Below are 14,760 nucleotides of genomic sequence, written 5' to 3' on the forward strand. Positions count from 1 at the left end.
GCCATGCTGCCTCTTATCCCTGTTCTTAAGCGTAATAAAGAGTTGCTTGAACTTCTTCTTGAATTACTCACGCAAGAAAGAGTGGCGTTTGGTTCACTCAACACTCAAAAAATCCAAGAAATATCAGATGCAAAACAATCTGCAATTGATGAACTAGATCAACTTGGTGAAAAACAACACAAAATCCTTTGTAAGTTTGGGGTGATAAACCCAAGAAAGCCAGTTCCTGGCGCATTTAAAACCTGGCTATCAGAACAAGCAAGTGACGATGACACACGACTTCTTGTCGAAGAATGCGAAGCCCTGTTAGTTGAATGTAAAGGCAAGAATTTTGCTAATGAAAAAATTCTTAACTCGGTACGCCGCCGCAACCAAGCCATGCTAGAAATACTTAAAGGCCAGAATAAAAAACACCGCGTTTATACTGCCTCTGGAGACAGTCGTCCAATAAGCAGTAAGCATATTATAGGTAGCGCCTAATTTAAGTGTTTGTAATCAATGACTAATGATTGAACTTAGATTTGATTTAAGGTATAAAATCGCAATCATTTGTCCTCATAGGTAAACAGGATATACCTGCCGCCTCCTAAGCGGCTATTCCAGGTTCGAGTCCTGGTGAGGACACCATCCCTTCAGCTCACAGAGCAATAAATCTTTCACTTTCTTTACACTTCACTGAACTTTTTATATACCACAATGTCCTAATTGAAGTTATTTAATTTATGCGGACAACTTAATGATAGAAATGCTCATTAACTGGACTCAAAACCCAGCATTACTCTTTATTGGCATTATTCTCATGTCATACATTTTAGAAGATGCCGCTATTATCAGCGCTGCACTTTTAGGTGTTGAAGGAAGCCTCTCTTATTCTGCAGGCCTTCTTTCTATTTTTATTGGTATTGCCAGTGGCGACCTTATTCTTTATTACTTAGGGAAGTCGAGTCATAAAATACAATGGGCTAAGAAAAGACTCGATTCAAAAACAGGAATAGAAATTAGTCGTCGCCTTCAAAAAACCGCTTTTTGGTCAATTTTTATTATTCGCTTTATTCCTGGTCTAAGAAGTATCAGTTATCTAGCTTGTGGGGCATTAAGAATTGATTTGAAAGTCTTTTTCCTTTCCGTAATGAGCGCAACAGCTCTATGGTGTATTTTTATCTATAGTGCCATTTTCTTTATTGGTGACGCCCTTTGGCTTACCGAATCCGCTTGGCGCTGGGCTCTTGCACCGGTTTTACTTATGATTCTTTATTTTGCAAATAAACGCGTTAGCCAGGCTATGTCTAAGGAGCCTTCAGTTTGAAAACACACAGCATTCCACTACCAAAAGGTATTAATGAAGGCATGCCTCCTTTAGAGGTGAGCGACAACATCACCTCTTTTTTTGAGTTCTGGCCTGCTTGGGCTATGTACACTCCTGTTATTATTCAATGGTTATTATTAAGTGCTAGATATAGAAGCTTAAGCCTTCCGCTTATTGCCAATCCCAGCATTCCCCTATCAGGTATGGTTGGTGAGTCTAAAGCTGACATATTAGATTTAGCATCAGAAGCATCAGCTAAATCTATTTGCTCCTATATTACTCATATACGAACTGAGACAGCGTCAATAGAAGAAGATGCCAATGCCGCGTTAAGCAAATATTATCAAAAAGGCCTTTCACTCCCTTTAGTCGCTAAGCCCGATTTAGGCTGTCGCGGTGCCGGTGTACGTCTTATAAACAATGAAGATCAGCTAACAGACTATCTCTCCCTTTTCCCTATGGGAGCAAAATTTTTATTACAAGAAAGGTCTCAATATCAAGCTGAAGCTGGCATTTTCTATATTCGATACCCAGGTCATAAAAAAGGAAAAATCATTTCTATCACCCTAAAGTACACCCCTTGGGTAATAGGTGATGGCGTCAGTAATTTAAAACAACTCATCATGGCTGATAAACGGGCAGGTAAACTGTCCCACATTTACCTTGATCGACATGAGGACAAGTTAAATACCATACTCGCTGAAGGTGAAGCCTTTAGATTAGCCTTTGCCGGCAGTCATAGCCGGGGCAGCATATTCAGAAACGGAAATGAATATATTACCGATGCTCTCACCCAATCATTAGATGAATTTTATGATGGTGTTCCTGGTTACCACTTTGGCCGTTTAGATTTAAAATTTAAAAACATTGATGACCTGATGGAAGGTAAAAATTATCAAATTCTAGAAATGAATGGCGCAAGTAGTGAGGCAACTCATATTTGGGACAGCAGAACCAGTTTATTTGAAGCGTTCAAAACTTTATTAGAACAATATCAAATTCTTTTTAAAATTGGCTATCTACAACGTAAAGAAGGTCATAAACCGCCGTCATTATTAGCATTATATAAAGCATGGCAAGAAGAAAAACGCTGGGTTAAAGACTACCCTTCTACTGACTAACTTTTATTTATCTAGTCACCGTTTGGCTAGGGCTAAAAACTTGATTTGAGACGTTTTTATGACAACAACTAATGACATGATTACCAATAGGCAGAGTAGTCCTTTTTTGCTACCAAGATCACGAACCTTAAAGTGGTTCGCACCCGCTATTGAAAGTGTAACTGGGCTAAAAAACCTACATAAGCATTATTTAGATAGACCCACTAATGCCTCTACTGAAACGTTTTTAACTCATACATTAGATGCGCTCGGCATTCGTTATAAAACCCATAAACTTAGCCAAGACAATATTCCAGAATCAGGCCCTTTATTGATTGTTGCAAACCACCCATTAGGTGGAGTGGAAGGCGTCATACTCGCTAAAATTCTTTTAGAATACCGCTCTGATTTATTGGTAATGGCAAATCACTTTTTAAAACGCATTCCAGAGTTATCCTCCCTCTTTATTGGCGTTGATGTGTTCGAAGGTCAGGAAGCCATTAAAGCTAACCTAAAAGCAATCAAACAAGCACATAAACACCTAGAGAACCAAGGTGCATTATTAATATTTCCAGCGGGAGAAGTTTCAGTTTATGACAAGGAGACAAATCAGCTACAAGATAAAGAATGGAATCGGTTAGTCGGAAAGCTAGCTCAAAAACATAAGGCAAATTGCTTACCCATTTTCATTGGTGGTAAAAACTCAAAATCTTTTTATCTAGCGGGCAAACTTCATCCTCGTTTTAGAACACTTTTATTAGGTAGAGAGTTATTAAATAAAAAAGGCAAAGAGATTCCTATTACAGGTGGCAATCTCATCCCTAGTGCAGAGTTTGCCAAGCTAAGTAATGCCGATGACATCACAAACTATTTACGTCTTAACACTTATTTAATTGAGCAAAGCACTAAAACAGAAGATGTGCCGCTTAATGTGCTTGATAACCCATTAGCAATAGAAGCTGATATTAACTCACAGATATTAAAGCAAGCGATTGAAGCGCTACCAAAAGACAGCCTATTGGTTGAGCAAAAACAATTTAGTGTCTTTATTAGTGATGCCGACAATATGGGACCTATACTGCAACAAATTGGTATCATGAGAGAACGTAACTTTCGTGTCGTGGGAGAAGGCACAGGCAAATCGGTTGATTTAGACGGTTTCGATCAAGACTACATGCACCTCTTTATTTGGGATAAAGAAGAAGAAGCCATCGCAGGCGCCTACCGCTTAGGTCTTGTTGACAAGATATTAGAAAAGAAATCGATCGAAGGCCTTTACAGCCGCACTCTCTTCGATTTTGATAACAATTTTCTTAAACTACAAGGAAAGTCGATCGAAATGGGTCGCTCTGTCATAGATGCACCCTACCAACGCAGTCTTTCAGCACTATTACTTTTATGGAAAGGCATAGGTACTTTCGTTGCTCGTAACCCAAGCTACCAAACGCTATTTGGCCCTGTCAGCATCAGTGGTGAGTATCAAATTCTAACCCACCAGCTTATCGTTCAATGCTTAACGACCCACTATTATGATATTGAATCGGCCAAGCTTGTAAAAGCAACAAATCCGCTTACTTCAAGTAAAAAACCTTTTTGGTCATTAAGTTTATTAAGTGGTCTAGGTGATCTGCAACTCCTGTCTAACCTAGTAGCACGCCTTGAAAAAGGAAAAGGCTTACCCGTTTTAATTCGTCAATATCTCGCCTTAAAAGGAAGATTTGTTAGTTTTAATGTTGATCCAGACTTCAATCAAACGGTTGATGGTCTAATTCTAGTAAATTTACCGGATGTGCCACATCGTATGCTTGGTAAATACATGGGCAGTGAGCAAGCAAAAAGTTATTTATCCCATTATGAGAAAAGCGAGTAAGTCAGATGTTACCTATCATTAAAGGAAATCTAGAAAGCCTAAAACAGGCAAAAGAAGTGGTAGAACGCTTATCTGATGCGGCTTATACACATGTACATCAACCTTATATGCAAAGCAGTATCGGCCAACATTTAAGACACATCATAGATAATTACTTTGCTTTAATTCAAGGGTTAGAAAAGGGTCATATTGATTATAACTGGCGTCGTAGAGGTGCTCCTGTTGAGCACTCAAGAAACACAGCACTTGCAGAAATAGATGAGCTGTACCAATGGCTTATCAACCTAAATGAATCAGATATTGAGCAAAAACTGAGCCTTGTTTCTGAAGTTTGCTTAGCAGAAACACAATCAGATTTTGCAACATCAAATTTACACAGAGAACTCATTTTTGTGGCAAGTCATAGCATTCATCATATTGCCATTATTAGCATGAATATGCGCTTACAAGATATCGAAGTGCCAGCTCATTTTGGTCTTGCACCTGCCACTGCTACCTTTTTACGTCAACAAGATAATTAACTCAGGAAATCATCAATGTGCACCCTAAGCTGGCTTAAAACAAACACAGGATTTGAAGTGTTTTTTAATCGTGATGAACAAAGAACACGATTAATTGCCTCATTGCCTGAATGTTATAAAACCACCTCAGGAAACCAGTATATTATGCCAACGGACCTTAACTCCGGTGGCAGTTGGATAGGTGTGACAGACTCTGGCGTCGGTATCTGCCTATTAAATTTCTATCAAGGTATCACCCCTAGCACAGAACTAATCAGCCGTGGATTGCTTGTAAAAGATCTTCTTGGTCTTAGCAAGGCAGACAAGGTACTCGATCATATAAAGCATTTAAACTGCCAACATTATGCGCCTTTTACCTTGGTGATATTTAACCCTGAACAACACCACCCAATCAGTTTTTGCTGGGATGGCGTTCAATTAACCGATTTGATTATTGAATCTCCTTATACCTCATCCGGTGTGGAGTTTCCTCAAGTATCCCAAGCAAGGCAAGAAACCTTTAGGCAATATTTTCAAGATAAACAAGCCTGTATTGAACAATTGAAAGCTTACCATTCATCCCACTACCCAGAGAAATCCAAATGGTCGGTGTGCATGCATAGAGAAGATGCCTGCACAGTGAGCTTTAGCCATATGTCTATTCAAGAATTTAGCAGCAGCTTTCACTATATTGACGGCTCACCTTGTCAGAAGAGTGCCAAAACCGCTTCTATTAGCTTGAGTAGAAACAGTCTAATGTCAGAAACGGCATAAACAAAACGAGTCTGAGAGCATAAATAAAAGACACAAAAAAAGGCCTAATGGCCTTTTTTATTAGCTAGTAAGCCTGGGAATAAAGCGACTCAATTAAGCCTCTTTAATCTCAAAGCTATGAACTATTTTCACACCACCTCTTTCAAGCATAAGAGAAGCAGAGCAATATTGTTCAGCAGATAATTTCACCGCTTTGGCTACAGCGGACTCTTTTAAGCCTCGACCTGTCACGATAAATTTAACGCGAATCTCAGTAAACACAGAAGGGACTTCATCAGCCCTGTCAGCATCAATTTCAGCCACGCAAGAGATCACATCTTGGCGTGTTTTTTTAAGGATATTAACAACATCATAAGAGGTACAGCCACCCAGCCCCGCAAGCAATAGCTCCATTGGCCTTGAGCCTTTCTCTTGGCTGCCATCCATTTCAATCGTAAAACCCGAACCCGTTTTAGCGGTAAAATGTACGTCTTGATTCCACTCAACACTTGTTTTCATTTTCTATCCTTCAAATAATTCTGCGAGTTTTGCACCTGGCTCATTTGCCTTCATAAAAGCTTCACCCACTAAAAAGGCATGAACATCTTTTTCTCTCATTACTTCAACGTCTTCACGGCTATGAATACCGCTTTCCGTCACAATAAAGCGATCCGCCGGAATATTAGGTAATAAAGCAAACGTATTCTCTAAACTCAATTCAAAGGTATGTAAGTTACGATTATTAATACCTAATAACTCGGTCTTAGTGAACTCAAGCGCTAAATCTAACTCGGCCTGGTTGTGTACTTCAACTAGTACATCCATACCTAATTCACGAGCCAATTGGTCAAGCTCTCTTAACTTTTCACCCGATAAACACGCAGCAATCAATAGAATGCAGTCCGCACCAATTGCTCTGGCCTCATACACTTGATATTCATCAACAATAAAATCTTTACGAATAACAGGTAGTGAACACGCATTTCTAGCTTCTTCTAAAAAGTCCTCATGACCTTGAAAAAAATCTCTATCAGTTAAAACAGATAAACACGCTGCGCCACCTTTCTCATAAGACTTCGCAATTTCAGCAGGGGTAAAAATCTCTCTTAATACCCCTTTGCTTGGCGACGCCTTTTTAATTTCAGCAATAACAGCCGCATCACCTTGCGCCACTTTTGCTTTTAAAGCAGCAGCAAAGCCTCTTGCGCGGTTATGAGAATTAGCCGCCGATACAGCTACCTTTAATTTATCCAAAGGCGTATGATTTTTACGCTCTTCAATCTCTTCATACTTTCTAGCAACAATTTTCTTTAATATTGTCGGCGTTTCAATTTGCATATTAACCACAATTCCTAAAATTTAGTTATCTAGATAGCATTGCGTAAATGCAGCTAGTTCAGTTAGTTTTACACGCGCTAAGCCACCACCAATCACATCTTCTGCAATAGCGACACCTTCAACCAGATCATCCGCGATACCTGCAACATAAATGGCTGCACCCGCATTTAACGCTACAATATCTCGAGCAGGGTTAACCACCCCTTTCCCTTCTAATGCATTCGTCACTAATTCAAGACTTTGCTCAACATTCTCAGCCTGTAAAGGCGCAATAGACTGGGTCTCAATGTTAAAGTCTTCAGGCTGGATACTGTATTCACGAATTTCATTATTCTTAAGTTCAGCTACATAAGTCGGTGCCGCTAAACTGATTTCATCCAGACCATCTTCAGAATGAACAACCATCACATGCACACTGCCTAGACGCTGAAGTACTTCCGCCATAGGTCGTACCCATTTTTTATCAAACACGCCCATGACTTGGCGTTTGGTGCCCGCTGGGTTTGTTAATGGTCCAAGTAAGTTGAAAATAGTACGCACAGCCATTTCTTTACGCGGCACAATCGCATGCTTCATTGCAGAATGATGGTTAGGCGCAAACATAAAGCCTAAACCCACTTCTTCCACACAGGTTTTAACTTGATCGGATGAAAGCGCTAAATTAACACCCGCTTTTTCAAGTAAATCAGCACTGCCTGATTTTGATGAAACCGAGCGGTTACCGTGTTTTGCCACCTTGCCACCAGCAGCAGCAACCACAAATGAGGATGCCGTCGAGACATTAAACAACTTGCCGCCGTCGCCACCCGTTCCACAGGTATCGATAATATTATCAACATTTGATAATTCAACTTTAGAAGACAATTCACGCATAACACTGGCAGCGGCAGCAATCTCGGCAACCGTTTCACCTTTCATGCGCAGACCAACCAAAAAGCCACCAATTTGAGAAGGTGTCGCTTCTCCAGTCATAATTGCATGCATGACTTCATGCATTTCTTCTGCACTTAAATGCTGCTGCTCGATGACAGTGGCAATGGCGCTTTGAATATCCATTATGTCTCCTATCGCTTTAAAAAGTTAGCAAGCAGGTCATGACCTGCTTCCGTTAATATTGATTCTGGGTGAAACTGCACCCCTTCGATCGGAAGGGTTTTATGTCTAAGTCCCATAATTTCATCTAACGCCCCCTCGCTATCTTGAGTCCAAGCGGTCACTTCTAAACACGCCGGTAAAGATGCTTGCTCCACGACTAAAGAGTGGTAACGCGTAACGAGCTGAGGGTTGGGTAATGATTGAAACAGTGATGCATCTGTGTGATGAACAGAAGATGTTTTACCATGCATTACTTGTTTGGCACGGACTACTTTACCACCAAACACCTGGCCAATGCTCTGATGTCCTAAACAAATCCCTAAAATGGGAATTTTACCAGCAAAATATTCAATTGCAGCTAAGGAAACACCGGCTTCATTAGGCGTACAAGGCCCAGGAGAAATCACTAAATGGCTCGGCTTTAATGCCTCAATCTCATTCAAAGTAATTTCATCATTACGATAGACTTCTACCTTCGCACCAAGCTCCCTAAAATACTGAACAAGGTTATACGTAAAGGAATCATAGTTATCGATCATTAATAGCATAGATAGATCAAGTCCTTGAAACAAAGGCGTTACTAAAATAAAACGTTTGAGTTACCCCAATTATTACCCTTTCAAACACTTGAACACAGATAATTAACGACGTACTGGCGCGGATTTTATCTTATTTAACGAGCGAACTCTAACACTAGATTTGTATTTCAATATAGCTGCTAAGACTAAAATTCACGCCTTCTTTTAAAACGACATTCATTTATCAAAAATTCCAGAAAGCCTGTATAGCTTGTCTGTCTGTAACTTAAGTTCTGCTAAAGCCCTTTCTCAAAGTTTGGAGCTGCAAGCACTCCATTTTAAAGGACATCCCTCTGTAAATTCATATCTAAGAAAGCTCAAAAAGTGGACGCTAAAGAAATAATGATTAAAGCCACTAAATTATTCGATAACCCCCATCTATTTTTTCCGTTTTACAGCCCCTCTTACTCCGAGGATATTGAACAGAGTTCATTCATTTTGGAGCAGTTTAATGTCTGGTTGGACACTTTTAATAATCGGTATTGCTTTTGAGGTTGCAGGCTCATTATGTCTAAAGTTATCTCATGGCTTTCAAAACTTTGTGCCTACCATATTTTGTTTTTTCTTTTTTGCACTTGCCTTGAGCATGATAAACCTGAGCGTTAAAACCCTAGAGATTAGCATTGCCTATGCCGTCTGGTCGGGCGCTGGCATCGTTATCATTACGTTTATTGGCACTATTTGGTTTGCAGAGCAGTTCTCATTGGCAAAGTTTGCCTTCATTTCATTGATATTAATTGGGGTGTTTGGCCTTCACCAAGTTAGCACCAAGACAGTTAAAGCGGAGTCGGATCATGTCCATTCTATTAAATAATCATGGTTATGATGACTCTTCATGGTTTCAAGAGTTATCTAGACACTTTCCTAAAAAGCTCATTCATATCTACAAAAAAACCAAAGATATAGATTTGATTCGAGATGACATTAAATATGCTGTGATTTGGAACCATCCCGTAGAGGACCTTTTAAATTACAAAAACCTAAAAGGAATACTGCTTTTAGGCGCTGGCACTGAACACATTGACGCAGCCAGTATCGTTCCGGATGTACCGATTATCCGCTTAGTCGATCCAGAAGTTTTAAAAGATATGGGACGCTACACCCTTTATTGGGTTATGAATCAACATCGTCAATATGATACTTATCGTCAGCAACAATTAGAGCAACATTGGCAACGCCATAACTCTCCTCAACCAACGGACTTTAATATTACGATACTTGGGTTAGGGGCAGTAGGAGAAGAAGTTGCAAATCGATTACATATCAATGGTTTTAATGTCAGTGGTTGGGATATTTTCCCAAAAAAAATAACAGGCATTTCATGTTTTTTTGAACACAGACAATTGAAAACAGCGTTAAAAAAAGCAGATATTTTAGTAAATTGTTTACCACTTAATACATCAACACATAAGTTTATTAATAAAGAACTTATCAATTTACTACCTCACGGCACAATGCTCATCAATATCAGTCGTGGCGACATTATTGATGATAACGCCTTAATTGAAGCGCTTGATTCTGAGCACCTTAGCCATGCTGTATTAGACACATTTAGCGTGGAGCCGTTACCTAAAGATTCACCCTATTGGCACCACCATAAAGTCACAATTACGCCCCATATATCCGGTGCAACTTACGCTCGCTCAGCCGCAAAACTTATCGCAAGCAACATTCAGCGCATTGAAAATGGCGAACACGCTTTTCCTTTGCACCAGCATCCTTCTCGAACTCACCAATTAACCGGGTAGGTTCTAGATCATATAGTCACAATGGCAGGAGACAACCATGACAATCACAGCCCAAGAACTCTCACTTGAGAAACAGCAAGAGCAAGTTCGTATTGACCTAGCAGCCATGTTTCGCCTTACCAATATGTTTGGTTGGGACGACACCATTTGGAATCATATAACAGCCAGAGTTCCAGGTTCGGATCATCACTTTTATATGCATAGATTTGGCCTTAATTACGAAGAAGTAGCAGCATCGAACCTAATCAAAGTAGACGAAGAAGGCCGCGTCTTAGAAGGGCCAAGTGATGTAAATACGGCAGGTTTTATCATTCATGGAGCAATTCATCTGAGTGATAGCCACCGCAATAACAAGTTTGTATTTCACGCTCATCCAAAGTCCTGTACAGCAGCCACCGCTTTTAAAGAGCTGCCATTTTTAGTTCAAGACTCATCAATGCTTTACGGGAAGGTAGGATTCCACGATTGGGAAGGCTTATCTGTTGATCCTGATGAACGTCATCGTATTGCAGAAAATATGGGAGATAACAGCTGCCTAATTATGCGAAACCATGGTTTCTTGACCGTTGGTGAAACAGCAGGCGAATGCTTTATGAACATGTACTACTTGATTCGTACCTGTGAAGTTGCCTTACAAGCAACAGCCTCTGGATACGAACTTGAACATGGTGACCCTGAACTATGGAAACTAGCATCCAAGCAATACGAAGCCTTTTCACCCGGTCTATATGAGTGGCCAGGTCTATTACGTAAGTGTGATCGGCTTGATCCTTCTTACAAATTCTAACCCTAGTGATAGGAGACAGACTCATGAAAATTGGTTTTATTGGTCTAGGTAATATGGGATCAGGCATGGCTGCAAACCTGCTTGAGTACTGTAAGGCAAATCATAACGAGTTACTTGTATTAGACCTTAATCAAGAAGTGGTTAGCCAATTTGTTGATAAAGGGGCTAGAAAAGCAGACTCAGTTAAACATGTCGCGCAAGAATGTGACGTTATTTTCACTTCATTGCCTAGCTCTGTTCAGGTAAACCATATTGCATTTGGTGAAGAAGGTATCTTAGAAAACGCCCAAGCTGGAGCCACTTGGTTCGAAACCAGTACTAACGAGCTATCTGAATGGGAGAAAGTCAAAGCCATTGCGCCTTCACATTTGTCTTTAATTGATGCCCCCGTCACAGGCGGCGCTGAAGGAGCGGCAGCAGGGACTCTCACCATGCTATTAGGTATTGATGAGCAAATACTCACTAAATTTACCTCCATGCTAAATGCATTCACAAAAAATGCGATACGTATGGGGCCTTCTGGCGCGGGTTACGTGACCAAGCTTGCTCAGCTTCACCTGAATTACTTGGTTGCCCAAGGCATAGGTGAAGCCTTAATGATGGGAGCAAAGGCTGAATTGAACCTTGATGTACTACACAAGATTTTGCAAAACAGCTGCGCTCAAAGCTACGTCGTAGATAGTTATATTCCTAAAGTACTAGATGGCAGTTATGACCAATCTTTTGCATTAGGCTTAGCAACAAAAGACATGCGCTTGATTACTGAACTGGGCAGCCACTTAGGCATAGATATGCAACTAGGCAATCAGGTCTATCACACCTATCAAGAGGCCACTGAAAAATACGGTCCAGAAGTACCCCATTTAAGTGTGCTTAAACTCATAGAAGAACAAACAGGCCAATTACTCCGTAGTTAGTTTGTATTCACTTACTCGCAAGAATAAAAACTATGCCATGCATGGCAGGCATAGCGAAACCTTAATACTAAAAAACAATAACACGATCGAGGGTTCTTATAATGAAAAATTCAGGCAGTAACACTGCCCCAAATAATGTGGGGGCAAATTCGGCCCCTTTATCATCTAGCACAAGCTATAAGGTAGGGCAGGATAATATCCAACCATTTGGTATGGATATTCATAACTTGGTTTTCCCCGTTTCAGCATTGAGTATTATTATATTTGTTGCTTTCACGCTCATTTTTTCTGAAGAAGCTGGGACACTATTTAATGAACTAAGACCTTGGCTTACCTCTCAATTAGACTGGTTTTTTGTCATCAGCGTAAACTTCTTTGTACTCTTTTGCCTCTTTCTTGCTGGCTCTAAAATGGGCAGAGTAAGAATTGGCGGCGCCGATGCTAAACCCGAGTTTAGTTTCCCTGGCTGGCTGGCTATGCTTTTCTCTGCTGGAATAGGCATTGGTTTGATGTTCTTTGGCGTATTAGAGCCCGTCTCTCATATGCTAAGTCCTCCTCTTAGCGTCGTCGCTGAAAGTGAAGAAGCTGCCAGACTTGGTATTGCTGCCGCAGCATTCCACTGGGGGCTAAGTGCATGGGCTGTGTATGCCGTCGTTGGCCTTTCTTTGGCATACTTTAGTTTTAACCATGGTTTACCCTTAACCTTACGCTCGGCGTTTTACCCTCTATTAGGTGACCGAGTTTGGGGAGTATCTGGCCATATCATTGATATTCTTGCCGTATTTGCAACCGTATTTGGCCTTGCTACCTCTTTAGGTTATGGCGCAGAACAAGTTGCAGCAGGTCTAAATGAACTCTTTAATATTGAACCAACGGCAATTGTAAAAGTGGTTCTTATTCTAATCATCACAGCTATTGCTATCTGTTCAGTTGTCGCAGGGCTTGATAAAGGGGTTAAGCGTCTTAGTGAAATTAATATGATTATGGCAGTACTGCTATTACTGTTCGTATTATTCGCTGGCCCTACGCTAGATACTTTAAGTAAATTCGTGATCGGTCTTGGCGATTATCTCTACTACAGTGTGCCTCTGTCTAACCCTGTTGGCCGTGAAGATACTGGCTTCTACCATGGTTGGACAACCTTTTACTGGGCTTGGTGGATAGCTTGGTCTCCATTTGTTGGTATGTTCATTGCGCGTATCAGTAAAGGACGTACCGTTCGAGAGTTCATTCTTTGTGTTCTCATCGCACCAACACTTTTCTGCTTATTATGGATGGTCGTATTTGGTGGCACCGCCATCGAACAAATGGCATCTGGTTATGATGGCGTAAGAGACGTAGTGAACAACTGGACACCTGAACTTGCACTATATCGCCTATTAGATGGTTTACCTATGAGCTTCATAGTGTCATTTATTTCTCTCATTCTGATTGTCATCTTCTTTGTGACTTCGTCAGATAGCGGTTCATTAGTCATTGATACCATCACAGCAGGTGGAGTACTTAATCCGCCAGTACCACAACGTGTTTTCTGGTGTACTTTTGAAGGACTTGTGGCGATCGCGCTTCTATTAGGCGGTGGTCTCGGCTCACTTCAAGCCGCCACTGTCTCGACAGGTTTCCCCTTTGCTATCGTCTTATTATTTATGTGCTTTAGCCTCTATAAAGGGCTATCCAAAGAAGAGGTTTAATTTCTAAACTAAAACAAAGCACCTAGTTTAAACGCTAGGTGCTTTCGATAACATTTGATATATGATTTATTATTCAACAGATTAGAATCGCAATAATTACTGATGCCTATAATATGAATATCGAAAATCTACGTGCATTCCTAGAAGTAACCGCCACAGGTAGCTTTCAAAAAGCCTCTGAAAGCCTACATATAACTCAATCCTCAGTCAGCGCCCGTATAAAAGCATTAGAAGACAGACTCAATAGAGAGCTTTTTACTCGAAAACGAGATGGCGTTGCCTTAACGAATGGCGGCAAAGCTTTCTACCCTTACGCCCTATCGGTTGTAAAAACGTGGCAACAAGCACAGCAGGAAGTTTCCCTTCCGCCCGATATAGATAATATCGTCAGCTTAGGCATACCGGTTCATTATTGGAATAAACTCTATTCGGATTGGCTTAATTGGATGAATGAAAATGCGCCAGGAACAGCCACCCGAATTCAATCTGATTATTCAATTTTTTTACTGCATGAACTAAGAGAAGGCTTATTGGACCTAGCTTTAGTTTTCTACCCAGAACTTACACCAGGCCTTCATTTCGAACCGCTATTTTCAGAACAACTCCTCATGGTGTCAAATGAAGCCAGACATGTGAATGATGGCCATACACAAGGTTATATCTATATTGATTGGGGACATCAGTTTCAAGAACAACATAATAGAGAGTACCCAAATGTTCCCCATCATCGTATTACACTCGCTTTAGAGTCGCAGGCACTCGTGCAAATTATTGAACGTGGGGGCTCTGCCTATCTTGCGTCTTCAACAGCAGAACCTTTTATCAAGGATGGAAAGTTATTTCGTGTAGAAGGTGCAAAAGAATTTGCCATCACAATTCATTTGGCCGTCTTAGATAATAAGAAACAAGACCCAGCCATTATTGCGGCCATTGAGGGTTTGAAAGCCACCAGCTTTATTCAAGATCACACACTTAAAAGCCTTTCTTAAAAGCTTCCCTCTTAAGATAGCGTTATTTAGCAGCAGATTTAAAGTAGAAGCAGGTTTAATAGACAATAACTAAATCAGACTTCAGTGA

16 protein-coding genes and 1 tRNA gene are annotated in these 14,760 nt (G+C 40.6%); 13 read left to right on the forward strand and 4 right to left on the reverse strand.

What is annotated here, in order from left to right; all coding sequences use genetic code 11:
- The first annotated feature begins 3 nt into the window (after nucleotides 1-3).
- From flgN to MED121_RS20280, 7 genes are all read left to right on the forward strand, one after another.
- Nucleotides 4-480, forward strand: coding sequence for a flagellar export chaperone FlgN (flgN, locus tag MED121_RS20250; RefSeq protein ID WP_009835647.1), 477 nt, complete (start codon nucleotides 4-6; stop codon nucleotides 478-480).
- Between the two features lie 71 nt (nucleotides 481-551).
- Nucleotides 552-627: transfer RNA gene (locus MED121_RS20255), tRNA-Arg, on the forward strand.
- Between the two features lie 109 nt (nucleotides 628-736).
- Complete coding sequence (locus tag MED121_RS20260; RefSeq protein ID WP_009835648.1) at nucleotides 737-1,306, forward strand: VTT domain-containing protein; 570 nt, start codon at nucleotides 737-739, stop codon at nucleotides 1,304-1,306.
- On the forward strand, nucleotides 1,303-2,427 hold the full coding sequence (locus MED121_RS20265) for a hypothetical protein (protein ID WP_009835649.1): 1,125 nt from the start codon (nucleotides 1,303-1,305) through the stop codon (nucleotides 2,425-2,427). Before MED121_RS20260 ends, MED121_RS20265 begins: the two co-directional genes overlap by 4 nt.
- Before the next feature lie 58 nt (nucleotides 2,428-2,485).
- On the forward strand, nucleotides 2,486-4,276 hold the full coding sequence (locus tag MED121_RS20270) for a GNAT family N-acyltransferase (RefSeq protein WP_009835650.1): 1,791 nt from the start codon (nucleotides 2,486-2,488) through the stop codon (nucleotides 4,274-4,276).
- 5 nt (nucleotides 4,277-4,281) lie between these two features.
- Nucleotides 4,282-4,797, forward strand: a complete 516-nt coding sequence (locus tag MED121_RS20275) for a DinB family protein (protein WP_009835651.1) — start codon at nucleotides 4,282-4,284, stop codon at nucleotides 4,795-4,797.
- Between the two features lie 15 nt (nucleotides 4,798-4,812).
- Nucleotides 4,813-5,550, forward strand: coding sequence for an NRDE family protein (locus tag MED121_RS20280; RefSeq protein WP_009835652.1), 738 nt, complete (start codon nucleotides 4,813-4,815; stop codon nucleotides 5,548-5,550).
- 93 nt (nucleotides 5,551-5,643) lie between these two features.
- Here the strand turns inward: MED121_RS20280 and MED121_RS20285 are convergent, their stop codons facing one another.
- From MED121_RS20285 to MED121_RS20300, 4 genes are read right to left on the reverse strand one after another with little or no spacing between them, the layout of a single operon-like run.
- Nucleotides 5,644-6,048, reverse strand: coding sequence for an OsmC family protein (locus MED121_RS20285; protein WP_009835653.1), 405 nt, complete (start codon nucleotides 6,046-6,048; stop codon nucleotides 5,644-5,646).
- Nucleotides 6,049-6,051: 3 nt separating this feature from the next.
- On the reverse strand, nucleotides 6,052-6,867 hold the full coding sequence (gene trpC, locus MED121_RS20290; protein ID WP_009835654.1) for an indole-3-glycerol phosphate synthase TrpC: 816 nt from the start codon (nucleotides 6,865-6,867) through the stop codon (nucleotides 6,052-6,054).
- A 21-nt stretch (nucleotides 6,868-6,888) separates the two neighbouring features.
- Nucleotides 6,889-7,923 carry an anthranilate phosphoribosyltransferase gene (trpD, locus tag MED121_RS20295; protein ID WP_009835655.1) on the reverse strand — a complete coding sequence of 345 codons (1,035 nt, stop codon included), beginning with the start codon at nucleotides 7,921-7,923 and terminating at the stop codon, nucleotides 6,889-6,891.
- An 8-nt stretch (nucleotides 7,924-7,931) separates the two neighbouring features.
- On the reverse strand, nucleotides 7,932-8,510 hold the full coding sequence (locus MED121_RS20300) for an aminodeoxychorismate/anthranilate synthase component II (protein ID WP_009835656.1): 579 nt from the start codon (nucleotides 8,508-8,510) through the stop codon (nucleotides 7,932-7,934).
- 481 nt (nucleotides 8,511-8,991) lie between these two features.
- Here MED121_RS20300 and MED121_RS20305 point away from each other — a divergent pair, with 481 nt between their 5' ends.
- The 6 genes from MED121_RS20305 (at nucleotide 8,992) to MED121_RS20330 (ending at nucleotide 14,672) form a co-directional block, all read left to right on the forward strand.
- Nucleotides 8,992-9,354 carry a multidrug efflux SMR transporter gene (locus MED121_RS20305; protein ID WP_009835657.1) on the forward strand — a complete coding sequence of 121 codons (363 nt, stop codon included), beginning with the start codon at nucleotides 8,992-8,994 and terminating at the stop codon, nucleotides 9,352-9,354.
- Nucleotides 9,335-10,288 carry a glyoxylate/hydroxypyruvate reductase A gene (locus MED121_RS20310; protein WP_009835658.1) on the forward strand — a complete coding sequence of 318 codons (954 nt, stop codon included), beginning with the start codon at nucleotides 9,335-9,337 and terminating at the stop codon, nucleotides 10,286-10,288. The genes MED121_RS20305 and MED121_RS20310 overlap by 20 nt, the downstream gene beginning before the upstream one ends.
- Before the next feature lie 37 nt (nucleotides 10,289-10,325).
- Complete coding sequence (locus tag MED121_RS20315) at nucleotides 10,326-11,075, forward strand: class II aldolase/adducin family protein (protein WP_009835659.1); 750 nt, start codon at nucleotides 10,326-10,328, stop codon at nucleotides 11,073-11,075.
- Between the two features lie 23 nt (nucleotides 11,076-11,098).
- Nucleotides 11,099-11,992: an NAD(P)-dependent oxidoreductase gene (locus MED121_RS20320; RefSeq protein ID WP_009835660.1), complete on the forward strand. Its 894-nt coding sequence runs from the start codon at nucleotides 11,099-11,101 to the stop codon at nucleotides 11,990-11,992.
- A gap of 101 nt (nucleotides 11,993-12,093) precedes the next feature.
- Nucleotides 12,094-13,683 (forward strand): BCCT family transporter, encoded by a 1,590-nt coding sequence (locus tag MED121_RS20325; protein WP_009835661.1) that lies wholly within the window; start codon nucleotides 12,094-12,096, stop codon nucleotides 13,681-13,683.
- Between the two features lie 113 nt (nucleotides 13,684-13,796).
- Nucleotides 13,797-14,672 carry a LysR family transcriptional regulator gene (locus MED121_RS20330; RefSeq protein WP_009835662.1) on the forward strand — a complete coding sequence of 292 codons (876 nt, stop codon included), beginning with the start codon at nucleotides 13,797-13,799 and terminating at the stop codon, nucleotides 14,670-14,672.
- Nucleotides 14,673-14,760 lie beyond the last annotated feature (88 nt).

It is taken from the genome of Marinomonas sp. MED121, assembly GCF_000153025.1.
In the GTDB taxonomy this organism is placed as follows: Bacteria; Pseudomonadota; Gammaproteobacteria; order Pseudomonadales; family Marinomonadaceae; genus Marinomonas.

Excerpts from the sequence above, each read along its gene's own strand:
- MED121_RS20310 (WP_009835658.1), top strand. The coding sequence starts at position 9,335 with ATGTCCATTCTATTAAATAATCATGGTTATGATGACTCTTCATGGTTT.
- MED121_RS20315 (WP_009835659.1), top strand. The coding sequence starts at position 10,326 with ATGACAATCACAGCCCAAGAACTCTCACTTGAGAAACAGCAAGAGCAA.
- MED121_RS20325 (WP_009835661.1), top strand. The coding sequence starts at position 12,094 with ATGAAAAATTCAGGCAGTAACACTGCCCCAAATAATGTGGGGGCAAAT.
- MED121_RS20300 (WP_009835656.1), bottom strand. The coding sequence starts at position 8,510 with ATGCTATTAATGATCGATAACTATGATTCCTTTACGTATAACCTTGTT.
- MED121_RS20280 (WP_009835652.1), top strand. The coding sequence starts at position 4,813 with ATGTGCACCCTAAGCTGGCTTAAAACAAACACAGGATTTGAAGTGTTT.
- MED121_RS20275 (WP_009835651.1), top strand. The coding sequence starts at position 4,282 with ATGTTACCTATCATTAAAGGAAATCTAGAAAGCCTAAAACAGGCAAAA.
- trpC (WP_009835654.1), bottom strand. The coding sequence starts at position 6,867 with ATGCAAATTGAAACGCCGACAATATTAAAGAAAATTGTTGCTAGAAAG.
- MED121_RS20285 (WP_009835653.1), bottom strand. The coding sequence starts at position 6,048 with ATGAAAACAAGTGTTGAGTGGAATCAAGACGTACATTTTACCGCTAAA.
- trpD (WP_009835655.1), bottom strand. The coding sequence starts at position 7,923 with ATGGATATTCAAAGCGCCATTGCCACTGTCATCGAGCAGCAGCATTTA.
- MED121_RS20320 (WP_009835660.1), top strand. The coding sequence starts at position 11,099 with ATGAAAATTGGTTTTATTGGTCTAGGTAATATGGGATCAGGCATGGCT.
- flgN (WP_009835647.1), top strand. The coding sequence starts at position 4 with ATGCTGCCTCTTATCCCTGTTCTTAAGCGTAATAAAGAGTTGCTTGAA.
- MED121_RS20305 (WP_009835657.1), top strand. The coding sequence starts at position 8,992 with ATGTCTGGTTGGACACTTTTAATAATCGGTATTGCTTTTGAGGTTGCA.
- MED121_RS20270 (WP_009835650.1), top strand. The coding sequence starts at position 2,486 with ATGACAACAACTAATGACATGATTACCAATAGGCAGAGTAGTCCTTTT.
- MED121_RS20330 (WP_009835662.1), top strand. The coding sequence starts at position 13,797 with ATGAATATCGAAAATCTACGTGCATTCCTAGAAGTAACCGCCACAGGT.
- MED121_RS20260 (WP_009835648.1), top strand. The coding sequence starts at position 737 with ATGATAGAAATGCTCATTAACTGGACTCAAAACCCAGCATTACTCTTT.